Raw genomic sequence first — 18,632 nt, 5'->3', positions numbered from 1 at the left:
AAAAAGTTAAGGGTTCATAGTTGATACCTCGCGGGCTCTGCCCCGAGGTAGTTCATTACCCGGGGCTCTTTCTATTTAATGAACAATTTTGAAACAATCTTGCCTGCAGTAAGTAAAAATTGCCGAACTCATTGAACGCTAATATGTTCCATGATGTTTTTTATGTGACATTCAAAGAAATCTGTTTTATTAATATTAACGTAAAATTTTGACTCAAATGAGTATTACAGAAAAAACCCGAAAAGAACTTGAACAGCGGATTGAAAAAATTGAACGGCTAATAGCCAAAAAGGGGGTTGGCTCAGGGTACCTGGGAAAAGCTGAAAAAGCACAGAGAGATTTGAATATTGGGTTACTTTTGGGTGCAACCACGGTAGCGATGGGGGTCACTGCATATCTTGTATACAAAATTCGTAAAGAGTAGTGCTTTGGTACTGAGGCAATAGTGAACAATCATCAGATGACATATTGTTGAATTTTGAGTGACATAATTTCAAGAAGTCACACATTGATGACTTTTCCAATGCCTTGAAACTGATTACTTACCGTCGGTACCGCAGTACAGATCAATAAGAGATAAATTTCAAATCAATAAGCAAACTATGAATATTACTGTCGTAGGAGCAAGCGGAAAGATTGCACGTCACCTTCACCCAATATTGATTGAAAAGGGGCACCATGTAAGAGGAATTATTCGAAAAAAGGAACAGAAAAGTGATCTTAAAAAGTTGGGTGTGGAACCGGTAATCTGTGACATTGAACAGGAAGCCGACATTTCAGAAGCCGTTGGTAATGTTGACGCCGTACTCTTTGCGGCCGGTGCCGGACCGGGAAGCGGAAAAGAGCGAAAAAAGTCCGTTGATCGCGATGGTGCAATCAAACTGATTAGAGCTTGTGCTGAAAATGAAATTCAACGCTATATAATGATTAGTGCGATGGGGTTAGACACACCAAGAGGAGATGAGGTATTTCAGGCATACCAGAAGGCAAAGGCAGATGCTGATGAAGCATTACTGAACAGTGGTTTGAACTATACTATTATCAAACCTGGACGTCTTACCAATGAAAATGGAACGGGCAATATAAAAGTCGGTAACCTGGATGGGGGAGAAATTCCACGGGAAGATGTAGCTGCTGTAGTCGCCGAATCGTTCGAAGAAGAAAAAACGTTTTATAAATCATTTGACCTGCTATCAGGTGATACACCGATTCCGGATGCCCTTCAGTCACTTTGATGATTTTAGCTTTTTGTGGCAAACCATGCTCCCATCGGAGCATTATATTTGTAGAAAAATAGTCGGTGTATTCCATTCGCCGGGCCGTACGTACGGTATATTTTGTTAGGCTCATGGCTTTTAATTCGTGTATATCCCGTTCAAGGAAACATATTGTTCCTACGGAACATCCCGGATTTGGCGATGTGATCTGTTTCTACAAATATATCGTCTCTACGAGACGGGTTCTGTCTGGATAGATTGTTTGAAGGATTCCTGGGCAAATCCACCACGTCATTGCGGGCACGAACGTGTGATCTCCTTATTTGACAATAGATTCGGTGCGGTGCAACATTCATCGGACAATCCCTCGGAGGGTTCTTTGATTCTGCAGAATTTAACGCCTCGGGATTCCTGTTTTTGATCCTTAACGAATTCCCGGGGTTGCAACCCCGGGCTGTTGACTAGCGCCCCGTTCGGGGCTGGTCACTTTTTTGTGGCAAACCATGCTCCCATCGGAGCATTATATTTGTAGAAAAAATTGGCGGTGCATTCCATCCGCCGTGCCGTAGGTACGGTATATTTGGTTAGGTATGTGGATTTTGAATTGGCTCAAAGCCCGTTCAAAGAAACATTTTGTTCCTACGGAAGATCTTGGTTTTGGCGATGTGATCTGGTTCTACAAATATATCGTCTCTACGAGACGGGGTTGTCATACCTTTTGATTTGAACCATCACGTTACTATGGACCCACCCTGATGCTTCTGGATGCGGCATGATACTTTTTTCATTTACAATGAATTTTCTAAAACCCAATAAAAAAAGGCGCTTTGAACTGAATCAAAGCGCCTAATTTATAATATGTTTGAAACTAAAATAGCTTCTCTAAATATCAGTTCACAATTATATCGCCTTCCATTGCAGCGTGCGGAGTGCAGTTGTATGTTGCAATAGCTTCGGCCAGTCCGCCCGTTAAGGTGAAGGTTATTGACCCGTCCTCATCATTTACGACTACGTTGGCCGGTTCATAGTTATGAATTTCTCCATCACCCTGAGCAGAAATCAGTACGGTGCCATCGGCATCTCGCAACTGGAGCGGATGGTCTTCAGCCCCAAGATTTACAATCGTATATCTGCGTTCAGCTTCGAGTGTTAGCGGTGTATTTTCCTCTTCAAGTTCAGCAGAAGCGCCATCACCTTCAATCTCGTCGATTACCCATGCGCTGGATCCAACGTTGTTAATCGTGATCGTTGCATCTGCTTCATCGGCAGGAATTCCTCCACCAAGTTCTTCCGGAATCAGAACGGTATCAATAATGTGAATCACACCATTGGTTCCAACTACATCTGCTACCTGAACGGTAGATTCGCCATTTATCGTGACTATTCCGTCAGAAACTTCAATCAAAATCTCCTCGCCGTCGTTAAGCGTCACAACAGTTTGGGTTGATTCAAGATCACCGGACTCTACAGCTGCATTGACAACATGATAGAGAAGTGTATTTGTAACCTGTTCGTCGTTTAGACCGCCAACCACATCGCTGATCTCTTCAAAAGCATCATTTGTGGGAGCAAAAACGGTAAACTCTTCATTTTCATCAGAAAGAGTACCGGCCAGATCCTGCGCTACAACGAGGTCCACAAGTGTGGTCAGATCGTATCGTTTAATCGCGTTATCAACCACATTTCCATACGCATCCGGGAGAAGTACCTGGTCAACGGCATGGATAGTTCCATTTCTGGCAGCTACATCCGCCAGAAATACTCCGGAAGTACCGTTCACTGTCACATCGCCATTATCGGCTGTGATGAAAAGTTCACCGCTATTCAACGCGGTAACAGTTTGTGTGGGTTGTAAATCGCCTGAGGCAACTTCACCATCAAGTACATGGTACGTGAGTATATCAGCAAGTTGTTCGTCACTCAGTCCGTCAACTACATCGAGCCCGAGATCATTAAAAGCATCATCTGACGGTGCAAACACAGTAAATGGCCCGAGGAACTGAAGGGTTGTGGTAAGGCCTGCATCTTCAATTGCGTCTAACAGGATGGAAAATTCACCTGCAGCCTGGGCTTCTTCAATAATTCCGGGTTCTCTGAATTCAGCCGGAAGCAGAACTTCATCAACTGCATGGATCACCCCGTTGGTAGCCTGAATATCCGCACTGATTACGGTGGATGTTCCATTAATTGTCACTCCGCCATTTGATTGCAGCAGAATTCGTTCTCCCTGCTCCGTTTCCGCATCTTGCTGTGCATCGATTTGCGACGACATAACAGCCCCGGCAAGTACGTGGTAGAGGAGTATTTCAGTTAACTGATCATCTGATAGTTCATCAAGCAGGCCGTCTGGCAGGCTGGCAAATGCATCATCGGTTGGAGCAAATACCGTTAATTCTTCTGTTGCCAAAACATCGGCAAGTCCAAGATCGGTTGCTACGGAGAGGAGGGTGGTAAAGTTACCCGCTTCTTCAGCGGTTTCAACTATATTCAAATCTTCTTCTACAGGGGGTTCCACGCCTGACGGTGAATCATCACCGCAAGCGGTAATAAAAGTCATGATAAGTAGTGGAATTCCTGCGAATAGTAACAGGCGTTTATATAGATTACGCTTCATAATTTTTCAGTGTTTATTTTGGGGTTAAAGATCCTGATAGAGTGAATGAAAAAATATCATTGACTTCAGGTGGCTTCTAAACATGGCAGGAATTCAGAATCGTTTCACGAATTGAAAAAACATTCCGGACCTGTGTATGATGAGAACGTAACTTACTGGCTTACAGACTTTTGTATTCTGTTTAACAGGGGCGGAATCATGGGGTGATCGGAGGGATTGGGCAGGGGCTCAATGTAAATATTTGTGTAATTTCTCCGGTCGGCTGTGCGATACAGATCGTAAATCGCTCTGCCAAGGGCATCAAAATCACCGGCAAAGTCGATTACGTTATTGGAATTTGTTTGGTGAGTACCGGAATGAAAAATGTAGAGTTCATCCTGATGCAATGTTATTTCTGATCCCGATGGCAGCCATTGAACATCAGCCCGCGGCTTGTAATGAGTGTAGCGGGTACCGGGGCTTTTTTTTAGATCCGATAAAGTCTCGTCGGTGTGATCCACAGCTACAGACAACCGTTGTGATATTTCTTCTGTGGAGATTCTCCCCGGTCTTAAAATTACCGGGTTTTCTGTACTCAGATCAATAACCGTTGATTCAATTCCAATGGTGCATTCACCGCCATCGAGAACCGGGAAATCGGGCCCAAAATCGTCTGTAACATGAGCAGGCCGTGTGGGGCTGGGCAGTCCCGACCGGTTGGCACTCGGGGCCGTTACCGGGCCACTCATGGAAATCAGATGAAGAGCCAGGGGGTGATTCGGCATGCGGAGTGCTACAGTATCGAGGCCTGCGGTGACGAGATCCAGTACACTGTTTTTTTTCTTTAGTACAATGGTTAGCGGACCCGGCCAGAATTCCGCAGCAAGTTTTTGTGCGAAATCAGGAAACTCTGATGCAAAATCTGAAACCTGGTTTAAAGAGGAGATATGAACAATCAATGGATTATCAGCCGGCCTACCCTTTACGTTGAAGGTTTTCTGGACGGCCAGGGCGTTGGAAGCATCGGCAGCAAGCCCGTAAACGGTTTCGGTGGGAATGGCAACCAGGCCACCAGCGCGAATGATTTCAGATGCTTTTGTAACTGAAACGATCATGCTGGTACAGACTCTTCACGTTGATCAAAATGGACCAGACCGCGCAGATAATCAAGCGCAGCATCACTGTCGGGGATGTTTTGAATCACCAAACGTACAGCATCTTTTTTCTGGATCACTTCAAATGATTTTCCGCTGTTTTCCTCCACATCTTTTAGAATTTTCTGAAAGTACCCATTTCCGTAAAATTTCTCGCCGAGATCTGATTTATGTTTCGGAAACTGGAGCCACATCCGGTTTGCCCGGATTGTTATTTTTTTAACGAGGCGTTTTGAAGCAGCCAGTTTAATGCGTGTGGCTAAAACAAGGAAAACGGCACTTTTGGGCATAGGGCCAAACCGGTCTTTCAGTTCCTCTTCCCAGTCATCAATTTGCTTGCTGCTTGAAGCTTCGGCAAGTTTTCGGTAGAGGTTTAGTCTTTCTACGTTGTCAGATACGTAGCTGTTTTCGAGGTATGCGGAGTGATCAAACTCAACCAGTGTATCAGGCAGCTCGATCGATTTCGGTTCACTTGAGAACATGGAGCTGAATTCCGTCTCCTTAAGCTCACGCACGGCATCGTCAAGGATTTTGGTATACATTTCGAAGCCGATATCAGTGATAAATCCGCTCTGCTCGGCACCCAGAATATCGCCCGCTCCCCGGATATCCAGGTCTCTCATCGCAATATTAAAGCCGGAACCAAGATCGGAATGCTCCTCAAGGGCCATCAGTCGTTTTCGGGCATCTTCTGAAAGACTCCGGATCGGCGGTGTGATCAGGTAGCAAAATGCTTTTCGGTTTGACCGCCCCACACGACCGCGCAGCTGGTGAAGTTCGGACAGACCAAACTGATTCGCATTATTGATGATAATGGTGTTTGCATTGGAAATATCAATCCCGTTCTCCACGATATTGGTGGAAATCAGCACATCAAATTTATGCTGATAAAAATCCTGGATGATTTTCTCGAGACTGGAAGGTTTCATCTGCCCGTGAGCCGTGCGAATCTTGATATTGGGTACCAGTTCACGGATCATTTCCGTTACTTCTTTAATATTTTTAACGCGGTTGTTGATGAAAAAGATCTGTCCGCCTCTTGATGTTTCCTGCAAAATGGAATCCCGGATCAGCTCAGTATCAAAACTGTGAATTTCGGTATATACCGGCTGGCGGTTTGATGGCGGTGTATTGATAATGCTCAGGTCGCGTGCACCCATCAGCGAAAATTGCAGCGTACGCGGAATTGGCGTTGCAGTCATGGTCATCACATCAACAGAAGCGCGGAACTTTTTTAGTTTCTCTTTTACGGATACACCAAATCGCTGCTCCTCGTCAATTACTAAAAGCCCGAGATCTTTGAACTTGACATCTTTGGAAACGATTCGGTGCGTGCCGATCAGAATATCTACTTTTCCCGCTTCCAGGTCTTTTACAATTTGTTTCTGTTCTGCCGTGGTTCTGAACCGGGAGAGTGACTCAACCACAACCGGGAAATCTTTCATTCGCTCCTGGAACGTTTTTGCGTGCTGATCGGCCAGGATCGTCGTTGGAACAAGAATGGCCACCTGTTTCTGATCCATCACGGCTTTGAATGCGGCCCGCATGGCGACTTCGGTTTTTCCAAATCCCACATCACCACAGATGAGCCTGTCCATTGGCTGGTGTGATTCCATATCCCGTTTTACAGCCTCAATGGCCTCCATTTGATCCGGAGTTTCCTCAAACTCAAAGCGGGCCTCCATTTCGGTCTGCCACGACTGGTCCTCTGAAAAACTAAACGCTTCCATCGCTTTTCGCTTGGCGTAGAGCTGGATCAGTTCCCGCGCGATATCCTTAACTTTTTTGCGGGTCGTTGCTTTTTTCCGCGCCCATTCACCGGAACCGAGTTTCGTAATTCGTGGTTTTTTCCCCTCTTTGCCGGAATATTTTTGAAGCTTATGAAGGCTGGAAACATTCACATACAGAATGGAATCGTCTTTGTATCGAAGTACTGCAGCTTCCTGAACGGTGTTTCGAACATCTATTTTTTTAAATCCGGCAAAGGTTGCAATGCCGTAATCTACGTGAACCACGTAATCGCCCACGTTCAAATCTTTCAGTTCTTTCAGAGAGATTCCGCCGCGAACCTGTTTTCTTTTGGTTTTCGGACGGTGGTAGCGGTTGAAAATTTCGTGGTCGGTTAGTACAGCAAGTTTCTGACCCGGAAGTATAAATCCCTGGTGTAATGAATGAACGGCCAGCAGGTAGCTGAACTCTTCACTGGGTTCGCCAAGAAGCTCTTCAAACCTCTCTTTTTGATTTTCGTGATTACACAGAATTATTGTTTGAATTCCGGCAGCTGATTTTTCGGATATAAAAGATCGCAGAACCTTAAAACTTCCGTTAAATGACGGGTGAGGTGCTGAATTAAGCTCTGCCTTCAAACCAGTATGACCTGATCGGTTCATGGAACCGGATGTGATGATGCCATATTTCTGAATTGTTTCATCCCATTCCCGGAGTGAAAGATATTCGTCTTCCGGCCGGTTGAGATCTTCATCATCGAGTTCAGCATATCGTTTTTCAGCCTGCTCTGTAAACTCTTCGATACGGGATCGGAATAAGTCCGGTTCATCAACAGCCAGGATGGCACTGTCCGGTAGGTAGGAGAGGAGCGTTTCTTTATTTGCTGCTCCTGAAAAGGCGGCGTTGGGTACAATCCGGCAATGATCCAGAAAGGCAACTGATCGCTGAGAATCGGGGTCAAATTCCCGGATGGTGTCGATCTCATCCCCAAAAAATTCAAGACGAATGGGATATTCACCTGAAAACGGAAAGATATCAAAAATACCACCGCGGATGGCAAATTCGCCGGGGGATCCTACAAAACGTTGCGTTCCGTAGCCCTGTTCTGTGAGTTGTGTAGAGAGATCTTCGGGCGAGAGGGGCATCCCTTTTTTCAGTGTGAGTGACGCTCCTGAAAACTGCTCCGGCGGTACGAGCTTATCAAAAATGGCTTCAAGCGGGGCTGTTACCACCTTTGCATTTCCGGTTTGAATCTGTTCCAAAACTTCGGAGCGCTGAACCAGTGTTGACGTATCAACGATTTTCTGATCATCGTAGGGTTTTCGGCGGGTAGCCGGAAAGAGATATACGCCGCTACTGCCCATCTGTTCAATATCAGATGCGACAGCCGCTGCTTTCTCCTGGTCTTCCGTGAGAACAAGCACAACGCCTTCCGACCGGCTCAGTTCGTGGTATAAAAACGAAGCCGACGAACCTGTAAAATTGATAAGCTGTATTGTTTCCCGTCCTGAAAGCCTGGTTTTTATATCCCTCAGGTTAATCTCTTTTTTAAGAGCAGACTGTATCTTGTTGATCATAAAGCATTAAAATGTGCGGAAACGAGAAGTGACCGCAAAATAAGAAAATTATAGTTCAAACAGCGGGCTTCCGGTAACCCAGCGTTCATTCAAGAAGCCTGTGATCAGTAAAATAATTCCGGGAAGCAGCCACAAAGAGTAGCGGTCTTCGTAGTCACGATAGAGAATTTCTTCAATTTCTGAAGTTTCCAGCTGATCGATCACATCATAAATTTCACTCAGCTCTTCAGTCGTAGTTGCCCTGAAGTATTGTCCGCCGGTTTGTGTGGCGATCTGCTGAAGCATCTCCTCGTCAATATTTACCTCAACATTTTGATAACGCCGTCCGAAAACAGGATCATCAATTGGGTAGGGCGCCGTACCGCGTGAGCCAACGCCCAGTGTGTAAACCCGGATTCCAAATGTGGCGGCAAGCTCTCCCGCGGTTATCGGATCAATTTCACCGGCATTGTTCATGCCGTCGGTCAGCAAAATAATGACTCTGCTCTCTGCGCTGCTGTCCCGCAAACGATTGATGGCGGTTGCGATCCCCACGCCGATGGCCGTACCGTCGCGTACCATCCCGAGGTCTACCGTTTCAAGCATCTGTTTGGCAAGATTGTGATCTACGGTTGGCGGCACAACTGTAAAACTTTCACGGGCAAATACGCCGATTCCAATGCGATCGTTTCTGCGAACATCAATAAAATCTGCGGCGATCTCTTTGGCGGCAATCAGCCGGTTGGGCTGAAGATCTTCGGCAAGCATGGAGGATGAGATATCGATGGATAACATGATATCAATACCTTCCACGCTCTCTTCCACGGTGGTATTCTGCAGCTGGGGACGCGCCGCAGCGGTAACCAGGAGCGTAAAGGCAGCAGAATAAAGAAGAGGCGTGAGCCAAATCAGCTTCGCTTTATAGTTGCCGGGAATATTGTCAAAAATAGCCGTGGATGAGAAAGTGATCGAGGCTCGTTTCTTGAAAAAATGTTTCCAAATGACATATCCCAGGTAGAACGGGATAAGGATCAACAGCCAAAAATATTCAGGATTAGCCCAGCTCATTGTTCAAATTCCTGTTTTCGTTCCAGTTCTTTCTGTTCATGTTCTGTTTTCAGCTCCTGCTGTTTTTCAGTGTGCTGATGTTCCAGGTACTCGATTCGTTCGGAGTCGATCGTTCGGGCAGTTTCCACAAAGTCAGTCCCGGTTTTCAGCGCATCGGCTACCTGGTCGGAAGCCGGATTAAATTTTGCAAATTTCACCATATCGGCATCATAAAGCACTTTTTTTACTTTTTTGATGAGGTCTGAGGAAGCCCGGAGTTCCTGCAGTTTCCGAACAATCTCTCCGGATGTCATTTCCAGTGCTGGAAAATCATACACACGCTTGAGATATAAACGGATGGCATCGGCCAGTTGTACATAAAATTGCTCAAACTCTTTTTCATTCATCGGAGGCGGTTGCGATTTGATCTGCTCCATGGAAGTTTCAAGCTCACGCAACGGATTTACAAAAGGTGTTGATTCGAACGGGCGGGGGATGAACACCTCTTTCTGTGTGCGTTTCTTTATTAGCGTAAACAGGTAATATCCTAAAAGCGCGAGCAGCAGCGCAGCCAGAATCCAAATCCAGTAGGAGCGGGCGAAATCAAAAATCGGCTTGAAGGGGCGAAGTTCATCATCATCCTCGGCAAGTGTGGTCTTAAAATAGAGAGGCACCCGGCTCGATTGGAGCGTGGTATCCCGCTGATCGATCCGGATCTGGAAGTTGAGCCTGTCCAGGACCATATCCTCAAGACTGAAAAACTGAAGGTTGTACACAATACTGTCGCGAGTTGCTGACACCTGGAACCGCTGCCTGTTTTGCAGTTCGAGGTCTTCCGGGAAGGCGTCACCATCCGGATACTCCTGCAGTGAATAATTACCTTCGATAACAATGCTGAGCGTAACGGGATCACCCACGCGAAGTGAATCGTGATCAACAAAAGTGTGAAGCTGCTGAGCCAGGAGAGTTGACCCGGAAAAAATCAGGGCAATACAGGTTAAAACAGAGGCTATCAGCCCGCGTTTGCAGAATTTTAATAATTTCATATACCGGTGATACAAATGTAGTAATAGCATAAAAACACCAGTCTTACAGCTGAATTGCAGACTGGCAGTAGATTCGTAATAAGAAGTAGTTGTAAAATTTCACACCCAAAGGTAAGTAGAATTTAATAGTTCCCTCAATTTTGCCGACAACATTTGTGAAACAGTTAAATTTTCAGCTACAAGGAGTGAACGATAACGTCCATTCTGTTGATGTATTGAATGCGAAAAACGATAATTTCAGTTATGAATCTCTTAAAGAATGTTCTATTTTCGTTCATAAAATCATATAGCTTAAAATATACTGCTTTAGGAATGCAAATACAGACACGTAAGACTCTACTTCTTGTTGTTGCACTGACTCTCGTTGTGGTCGCCATTCGTTTTATTTTTGTCCAATCTTCCGATTTCGATGCTGAGGCCGCAAACAGCGAATTTCTCATCACCATGGATACTGTAAACGAGATACAGCCCGTGCCTCCAACAGATGAATACGGTTTTGAAATTGAGCAGTATGATTTTGAAGAGTTTCGGGTTCAGCGTAACGAAAGCCTTTACATTATTCTTAGACGGCACAACCTGTCACCTGCCCAGATATACCAGATTCAGCAGAGTTCAGAGGGTGTAGCAAATTTGAGCCGTATTGTACCGGGGCAAACTTACCGGATTTATTACAAAGAGGATGATGCCGTTGCTTTTGTCTGGCAGCCGAGCGCCACGCGGTATGTAACTGTTGGATGGGAAGATGAATATCTTGTGGAACCGGGTGAAGTTCCGGTCAGAACGGTACTCAGTGAAGCATCTGGTGTGATTCGGAGTTCGCTTTACGAAACGATTGTAGCTGAAGGAAACCCCTCATCCCTCGGAGCGGCGATGGCTAATGTGTTTGCCTGGCAAGTCGATTTTTTCCTTCTGCGTGAGGGAGACCATTTTAAAGTAGTGTATGAACAGCGTTATGCCGGGGATCAGTTTATCGGGGTTGGTGATATAAAAGCGGCGGAATTCCAGCACAGGGGCAATGTATACAATGCCTACCATTTTGAAAACGAAGAGCGGCGCGGATATTTTGATGAAAATGGCAACAGCCTCGAAAAAGCATTATTGATGGCTCCTTTTCGATACAGTCAGCGCGTGAGTTCCGGTTTTTCAAATAACCGGTTCCACCCGATACTCCGGGAAAACCGACCGCATTACGGAACAGACTATGCTGCACCAACCGGCACGCCGATTCTTGCTGTGGGTGATGGCGTTGTAACCGAAGCGCAGTATCGCGGCGGGAATGGAAACATCGTTCAGATTCGTCACAACAGCAGTTACCGTTCTGCATATCTGCACCTGAACGGATTTGCCAGCGGAATCCGGGCCGGAACCCGGGTGGAACAAGGTCAGGTGATTGGCTACGTTGGACAGACCGGCCTTGCTACCGGACCTCACCTGTGCTACAGGCTGTATGTCGACGACCGGCCCGTTAATTCACGCCGTGTGGATTTGCCTGCTTCAGAATCGCTGGATGAAGAGTATTTGCCTGAACTTAAACGAACCGTACAACGCTATCAGGGACTCCTCGATGAGCTTTCCGTTATGGAACCCGTTGCTGGCATTGATGGTGAAGATGACCCAAACGGCGAAAGCTGACCCCTCCGTTAGAGGTCAGGTAAGGAAAATCATATTGTAACCCGGCCACTTCTTACCTGCGCTGGGTTCTTCTTTGGAAAAATGAGATCAGAGGTTTTACGTATGACTCGTTTGTTTTAAGGCTGACGGAATCCATCTTATTTTTCCTAAAATACTCTTTCAGTTTTAGATGCTCTCTTTTTCGCTGTTCGCGGTAGAACTCCCGTACTTTATTGTTTGATGTATCCACCATTCGCTGAGTGCCTGTTTCGGCATCCTGAAGCGTTACAAGTCCTACATCAGGCAATTCATCTTCGAACTGATCATTGATCAGAAGATTCACAAGATCGTGTTTCCTGTTGGTGATCCGGTGCTGCTTTTGAAACTCCTCATCCTGAAAATCGGATGCCAGCACAATAATGGCCCGTCGGTTCAAAAGCCTGTTGATGTAGGAAAGGGCATTTCCGATGTCGGTTTCATTACCGGTCGGCCGGGTAACATACAGTTCCCTGATCAGCCTGAGAACGTGAGTCCGTCCTTTTTTTGGCGGAATCACTTTTTCAATTTTATCACTAAACAGAACCATCCCAACCTTATCTCCGTTTTTAATCGCACTGAATGCGATTACTGCACAAACTTCAATAGCCAGCTCCATCTTGGTTTGTGAATGGCTCCCAAAAAAACCACTCGGGGATATATCCACACAGAGCATCATGGTTTGTTCACGCTCTTCCTCAAAAACTTTAATGTAGGGCTCGTCATTTCGTGCGGTCACATTCCAGTCGATCAGGCGAATATCATCACCAAATGTGTAGGCTCTCACTTCTGAGAATTCCATTCCCCGGCCTTTAAACGCAGACTGATACTCTCCGCCAAACAGATTGTTAACCAATCCTTTCGTCTGGATTTCGAGCTTCTTTATTTTTGATAAGATGTCTTTGGAGATCATAAAGCGTAAATTTGATCCTGTTTTATCTTACAATTTTAGTCATCGGTATGGCGGTTAAATGTAGCTGTATGTGCTCCTTTTTCCAACACTCGATTCTGATTGCCTGAAGAGATCCTGAAGCGCGGCGGGTTAACAGATCGTTAACATTACAATAACAAATTGTTGATCTGCACTTTTAACCTTGATAAAAAAAAGGTCCCCATGTTGATTGGAAAATCATTTAACCGGCGGTGTGAAAAAATATTGTGCTCTGCTGCATTACTATCCGGTTATGAAGAGGGTAAAAATATATCGGTGGTTGATCTCTCCGATGAACTGAAACTGGACCGCGTGGAGATTCGCAATTTATTTCAATACCTGATTGACCTCGATTTTATACGGGCTGAATCGATTGGGGGACCGTATCTCTACGGGCATATCTCTCTCACAAAAAAAGGGCTGCTGAAAGTGAAACGTCTGCTCGGTGATTAATGGGTTTGATGTGAATTGTTCGAAAATCTCTCTTCTCACATATCTGGCCTGTTTATACAAAACCGAACTTTTGTAATTGTTAGTTAGATTTAAAAAATCAATAGAGCTAATTCTGTTTCAATGCCTAAAAATTTCTAACTTCAGCCCACATTTCCGAACAGATATTCAAATTTAAGATTTACCATTATGATTATAGGAGTTCCCAGGGAGATCAAGACTCACGAAAACCGAGTTGCTCTGCTGCCGGGCGGTGTGATGCAATTCAAAAAAAACGGCCACAGTGTACTCATTGAGAAAGATGCGGGTAAAGGAAGCGGGTTTTCAGATGAAATGTATCTTGAAGCCGGTGCTGAAATTGTTGAAAATGTGGATGATATCTGGCAGCAGGCGGATATGATTATGAAGGTGAAGGAACCCATCGAACCGGAATATAGCCGGATGAGAGAAGGGCAGGTTCTTTTTACCTATCTGCATTTTGCTGCAAGCCGCGATCTCACTGAAGCTGTCGTCAAATCTAAATGCATTGCTATTGCATACGAAACCGTAGAAAAAGCAGACCGTTCTCTGCCGCTGCTGATTCCCATGAGTGAAGTCGCCGGCAGGATGGCTGCCCAGGAAGGAGCTAAATATCTTGAAAAGCCGATGGGTGGCCGCGGTATTCTGATGGGCGGCATTCCAGGTGTTCCGCCTGCTAAAGTTATCGTTCTTGGTGGCGGAATTGTGGGTGTAAACGCCGCAAAAATAGCTGCCGGTATGGGTGCATATACAACAATTCTGGATATAAATATTCCAAGGCTTCGTTACCTCGACGATGTAATGCCAAAGAATGTGAATACGTTGTTCTCAAACGAGGCGAACATCAGAAAACTTCTACCCGATACCGATCTCGTGATCGGCGGAGTCCTTAAACCAGGAGCGAAGGCACCTCATCTTATCACACGGGAAATGCTATCTCTTTTGAAACCCGGGACTGTTCTTGTAGATGTGGCGATCGACCAGGGCGGATGTTTCGAGACTTCAAAACCCACCACACATGATAAACCGGTTTACGTTGTTGATGATGTGGTTCATTACTGCGTTGCCAATATGCCGGGTGCTGTACCTTTCACCTCTACAATGGGCCTCACAAACGTTACGCTGCCCTATGCCGTACAGATTGCAAATGAAGGGTGGAAGAAGGCTCTGAAAGGAAATATCGAACTTCTGAAAGGTCTGAATATCGCGGACGGTAAGATCGTTTACAAAGATGTAGCCGATGCTTTTGGAATGGAATATACGCCTGTAGAAGAAGTCTTCTAAAACAGGCTGAATCGGTTTGATTGAATCCTCATCTGTGAAAACGGGTGAGGATTTTTTTGCTATTTCAAAAGTGTAAACTTGCGGGTAAACATCTGGCGATTGCTGCTTTCCAGACTTTGCATCTCCATTCTGTAAATGTAAATACCACTGGTCAGGTGCGATGCGTCATATGCAACAGTGTGTTCACCGGCAGAGCGAGTTCCCTGCAGCAGTACATCAACACTTCTGCCAAGCTGATCGAATACCTCAATTTTTACATTGCTGTTTTCTGACAAACGGAAGCCAATAGTAGTTGCCGGATTAAATGGGTTCGGGTAATTCTGCGATAGGCTTGCCCGTTCAGGCCGCTCCTCAGTTTCTGTAAACAGGCGGCTCTGATTCCGAAGTGTATCTGCAAAAGAGGTAGAGGTGAGAGAATACCGGTGTTCCATGAAATCGATCATGGTTTCAGGATTTTCAAAAATCACCCGCTCAATTACCTGACCTTCCGAAGCGGTTGTATCCCGGTCTTGTGCGGCGGCAATTACCGGCACCATTAATAAAAAAGCAGTGAGAATAATAATTGAGCGTAACATTTATGTCTATAAGTAAAAAATGTATGAGTTCTGATTTAGTCCTGTATACTGGTATTGGAACAAAAAGTTCTGTTCTTTTCTGAATAAACAGAACGGCTAACGGTTTAATTCCTGGTTGATTGTCTGAAATTTCATGAAAAGTTATTGGCCCACAGCTTTTTACAACATTTACAGCGTGGGACACTTACACAGGGGATACCTATTTATCGGCCGAAATTGAGGGAAACTTTATGCTTTCGCAGAGATTCTGCGCCTGGTTCTTTCTAATAGGGAGGCTTGCCACTCTTTTATGGCCGAAACAGCCCGGGTAAATTCAAGGTAGACAATTGGAATTAGAAATAGGGTGATGAATGTAGACGCGAGCAGCCCACCGATTACAACACGGGCAAGAGCCGCCTGTATTTCGGCACCCACACCAATTCCGACCGCCAGTGGTACCATCGCAAGTATGGTTGTGAAGGAGGTCATCAGTATCGGCCGGAGCCTGAGCCTCGACGCGGCAATGATCGATTCAAGAAGTCCTGTTGTTTCATCCCGTCGTCTCATCAGGTTTATATAATCCACCAGTACAATGGCGTTATTTACTACGATTCCGAGCAGCATCAAAACTCCCATCAAACTCTGCATGTTAATTGTTGTGCCGGTTATCATAAGTGTGGGAACCACTCCGATAAGCGCAACGGGAACGGAAAACATGACAATCAACGGGTCTAAAAATCGCTCAAACTGCGCGGCCATCACCATATAGACCAGCACAAGAGCGAAAATAATTGCCATTGTAAAATCGTCTTGCGCCTGCTGCAGTTCTTCATATTCTCCTCCGAAATAGACAGAATATCCCTCGGGAAACTGCATTTCAGAAAGTGAACTTTCCATTCGGGATACAGCTTCACCAAGGGTTACATCATCCTCCAGATTAGCGGTAAGATAAACCACTCTCTGCCCGTCCACACGGTTTACGGATGTGGGAGCTCGCGATCGCTCCATCTCAATAACGGAGGAGATCGGCACAATCTGATCATCCCCGGCTCGTATACTGATATTCCCAATATCTTCCATATCCACACGATCCTGGGGTCTTAATCGAACCATGATGGGTCTCTCTTCACCATTTACCCGGAAAATTCCGGCCTGCTGACCCGCAATATTTGTCTGAATGGTTCCGGCTACTTCATCCACACCAATTCCGAGTTCAGCGATTTTTTCTCTGTTTATTGTGATATCCTGCTGAGGGCGGCCTTCCGACTCCTCAATCTCCAGGTCGGTGACACCTGGCACGCGTTCAAGGCGGTTGCGAACGTTTCGCGCAAGCTCCCGGGATGTCTCAAGGTCGTAGCCCCTCAGCTGAAAACCAACGGCTGCATCTTCGTCACCGCCGCCGGTTCGGAATACTCTGCGCATTATCCACAAACCGCCGCGAGTATACACCCGCAAATCAGCACCGGGCAGCACATTTCCAAGGTTGCTGCGGATATCATTTGCAATATCTTCTGCGGAACGTTCACGCTCGTCCTGGCTGACCAGGTTGATATCAATCCGGCCGTCACCTCCCCAGCCGCCCAGGTCACGTGTGTAATATTCCACTTCATCGGGATCAATAAGCTGACTCACAATTTCATCAAGTTCTTCGAAGTAGTTATGAATCACAGAAATATTCACACCATCCTGCATTCGCATGCTCACACGGACCTCATCGGCTTCTGTTTCCGGGGCAAGTTCAAAAGGAATTCCGGGAATGAGCAGAATTGAAACAGTAAACAGAACGGCGGTCAGGCTTAACACAACCCATTTATATCGAACTGCACCTTGCAGCATTTTAGTGTAACGCGAATCCACTCGTTCAAAAAACCGGTCGCCGCGGGATCTGTCTTCCACATTTTCAGCAAGGGGTTTGATTGTCATAAAGCGGCTGGATAACATCGGAACCAGCGTGAGGGCGACCAGGAGGGAGCAGAAAATTGAGAACACAACAACCAGGCCAAGTTCCTGGAACATGCTGCCTGTGGTGGTCTGCATAAAAACAAGAGGCAGAAATATTACGGAGGTCGTAAGTGTTGCCGCTATTATTGCCCCGGCAACTTCCTTCGTTCCCTTGGCGGAACTTTCAAAGACCCCGGTTCCCTGCTCCCGTTTCCGCACGATATTCTCAAGCACTACAATGGCGTTATCAACTATCAAACCGATTCCAAGTGCCAGCCCCCCAAAACTCATCTGGTTGAGTGTTAATCCCCCAAAATAGAGCAGTCCGAAGGTAGCAATGATAGAAATTGGAATAGAAACACCGATGATGAGTGTGGTAGAGGTGTTTCTGAGAAACGCAAAGAGTACAATTACAGCAAGAATTCCGCCCCAGATAGCAGCATTTTGAACTGTATTGATGGAATCCTGGATAAACTGGCTCTGATCGGTAATCACCATCAGCTCCATATCCCCGCGTATGTTATTGATCCGCTCTACTTCAGATTTTATATCTTCGGCAACAGAAACTGTGTTAGCTCCGGATTGTTTTCGGATTGCAAGCCGCAAAGTGGGCACTCCGTCGATTTCCACAAACCGGCTGATCTCCTCATACCCATGATGTACATCTGCAACATCACCTACACGAATCGGCCGGCCGTTTACATTGGTTATTACGGTTTGTGAGATCTCATCAATGGTATTGAATTCGCCCTGTGTTCGTACGTAAAAGTCGCTGTATCCATCCTTGATGTCTCCGCCCGGAAGGGTGATGTTGTCCCGGCTAAGTGCGCCCATCACATCAGAGGCGGTGAGGTTTGATGACAGCAGCCTTTCCCGGTTCAAATCCACCTGGATCTCCCGCCCGATCCCGCCCCACACGTCGATCGTTCCAACTCCGGGAATCTGTTCAAAAAACATCGATACTTCCCGCTCTAAAATCTGGGTGAGCTCGGCCAGGTCCCTGTCGGATCGTACACCGATAATCACAATTGGAAAATCATCCGGACGGAATTGCCGGATTCGCGGAGCATCGGCCTCAATGGGCAGATCATCCCGTATTCTGTCGAGTGCATCACGTACGTTGTTTGATGCTGCATCGAGATTTGTGCCCCGGGAAAACTCCAGTGTAATGCTGCTGGATCCTTCGCTTGAGGAGGAGTTCATCTGTTCAACATTCGGAATACCGGAAAGGGCATTTTCGAGCGGATCGGTGATGATCAGCTCCATCTCTTCGGGCCCAACGTTATCATAGCTCACGCTGACCGTAAGTTGTGGGGATTCAATTTCGGGAAGCAGATCCACCGGCAGGTATCGAAAGCCGACATACCCAACCAGTATAATGATCAAAAATACCATCGTGGTAGCGATGGGGCGTTTGATGGATGTAGTGGTTATCGACATAACGGGCTATTAATTGCTAAATAAGT

Annotated in this window: 13 protein-coding genes; 5 read left to right on the top strand and 8 right to left on the bottom strand. The window is 46.1% G+C overall.

Going from position 1 to position 18,632, the window contains the following annotated elements; translation table 11 throughout:
• Nucleotides 1-217: 217 nt before the first annotated feature.
• A complete protein-coding gene (locus tag DYD21_RS07980; protein WP_116035011.1) occupies nt 218-424 on the top strand; it encodes a hypothetical protein in 207 nt (68 codons plus the stop codon).
• A 178-nt stretch (nt 425-602) separates the two neighbouring features.
• Nucleotides 603-1,235 carry an SDR family oxidoreductase gene (locus tag DYD21_RS07975; RefSeq protein WP_116035008.1) on the top strand — a complete coding sequence of 211 codons (633 nt, stop codon included), beginning with the start codon at nt 603-605 and terminating at the stop codon, nt 1,233-1,235.
• 871 nt (nt 1,236-2,106) lie between these two features.
• Here DYD21_RS07975 and DYD21_RS07970 read toward each other — a convergent pair.
• From DYD21_RS07970 to DYD21_RS07950, 5 genes are all read right to left on the bottom strand, one after another.
• A complete protein-coding gene (locus DYD21_RS07970; protein ID WP_116035006.1) occupies nt 2,107-3,831 on the bottom strand; it encodes a fasciclin domain-containing protein in 1,725 nt (574 codons plus the stop codon).
• A gap of 152 nt (nt 3,832-3,983) precedes the next feature.
• Complete coding sequence (locus DYD21_RS07965) at nt 3,984-4,925, bottom strand: L-threonylcarbamoyladenylate synthase (protein WP_116035003.1); 942 nt, start codon at nt 4,923-4,925, stop codon at nt 3,984-3,986.
• Nucleotides 4,922-8,269: a transcription-repair coupling factor gene (gene mfd, locus DYD21_RS07960; RefSeq protein ID WP_116035001.1), complete on the bottom strand. Its 3,348-nt coding sequence runs from the start codon at nt 8,267-8,269 to the stop codon at nt 4,922-4,924. Before mfd ends, DYD21_RS07965 begins: the two co-directional genes overlap by 4 nt.
• 48 nt (nt 8,270-8,317) lie before the next feature.
• Nucleotides 8,318-9,316, bottom strand: coding sequence for a VWA domain-containing protein (locus DYD21_RS07955; RefSeq protein WP_116034999.1), 999 nt, complete (start codon nt 9,314-9,316; stop codon nt 8,318-8,320).
• Entirely contained in the window at nt 9,313-10,341 is a 1,029-nt protein-coding gene (locus tag DYD21_RS07950; RefSeq protein ID WP_147303526.1) for a hypothetical protein, read from the bottom strand. The genes DYD21_RS07955 and DYD21_RS07950 overlap by 4 nt, the downstream gene beginning before the upstream one ends.
• 312 nt (nt 10,342-10,653) lie before the next feature.
• On the opposite strand from DYD21_RS07950, the gene DYD21_RS07945 reads away from it, so the two are divergent.
• Nucleotides 10,654-11,973, top strand: coding sequence for a peptidoglycan DD-metalloendopeptidase family protein (locus DYD21_RS07945; protein WP_158551452.1), 1,320 nt, complete (start codon nt 10,654-10,656; stop codon nt 11,971-11,973).
• A 52-nt stretch (nt 11,974-12,025) separates the two neighbouring features.
• Here DYD21_RS07945 and DYD21_RS07940 read toward each other — a convergent pair whose 3' ends face one another.
• Nucleotides 12,026-12,901 (bottom strand): DUF58 domain-containing protein, encoded by an 876-nt coding sequence (locus tag DYD21_RS07940; protein ID WP_116034992.1) that lies wholly within the window; start codon nt 12,899-12,901, stop codon nt 12,026-12,028.
• 201 nt (nt 12,902-13,102) lie between these two features.
• On the opposite strand from DYD21_RS07940, the gene DYD21_RS07935 reads away from it, so the two are divergent.
• Nucleotides 13,103-13,372 (top strand): hypothetical protein, encoded by a 270-nt coding sequence (locus tag DYD21_RS07935; RefSeq protein WP_116034989.1) that lies wholly within the window; start codon nt 13,103-13,105, stop codon nt 13,370-13,372.
• Nucleotides 13,373-13,558: 186 nt separating this feature from the next.
• Nucleotides 13,559-14,671: an alanine dehydrogenase gene (ald, locus tag DYD21_RS07930; protein ID WP_116034987.1), complete on the top strand. Its 1,113-nt coding sequence runs from the start codon at nt 13,559-13,561 to the stop codon at nt 14,669-14,671.
• Nucleotides 14,672-14,730: 59 nt separating this feature from the next.
• Here the strand turns inward: ald and DYD21_RS07925 are convergent, their stop codons facing one another.
• Complete coding sequence (locus tag DYD21_RS07925; protein WP_116034984.1) at nt 14,731-15,246, bottom strand: T9SS type A sorting domain-containing protein; 516 nt, start codon at nt 15,244-15,246, stop codon at nt 14,731-14,733.
• A gap of 228 nt (nt 15,247-15,474) precedes the next feature.
• Nucleotides 15,475-18,606 carry an efflux RND transporter permease subunit gene (locus DYD21_RS07920; RefSeq protein WP_116034982.1) on the bottom strand — a complete coding sequence of 1,044 codons (3,132 nt, stop codon included), beginning with the start codon at nt 18,604-18,606 and terminating at the stop codon, nt 15,475-15,477.
• Nucleotides 18,607-18,632 lie beyond the last annotated feature (26 nt).

Source organism: Rhodohalobacter sp. SW132 (genome assembly GCF_003390325.1).
Lineage (GTDB): Bacteria > Bacteroidota > Rhodothermia > Balneolales > Balneolaceae > SW132.
This window is presented reverse-complemented; position numbering and strand designations above follow the sequence as displayed.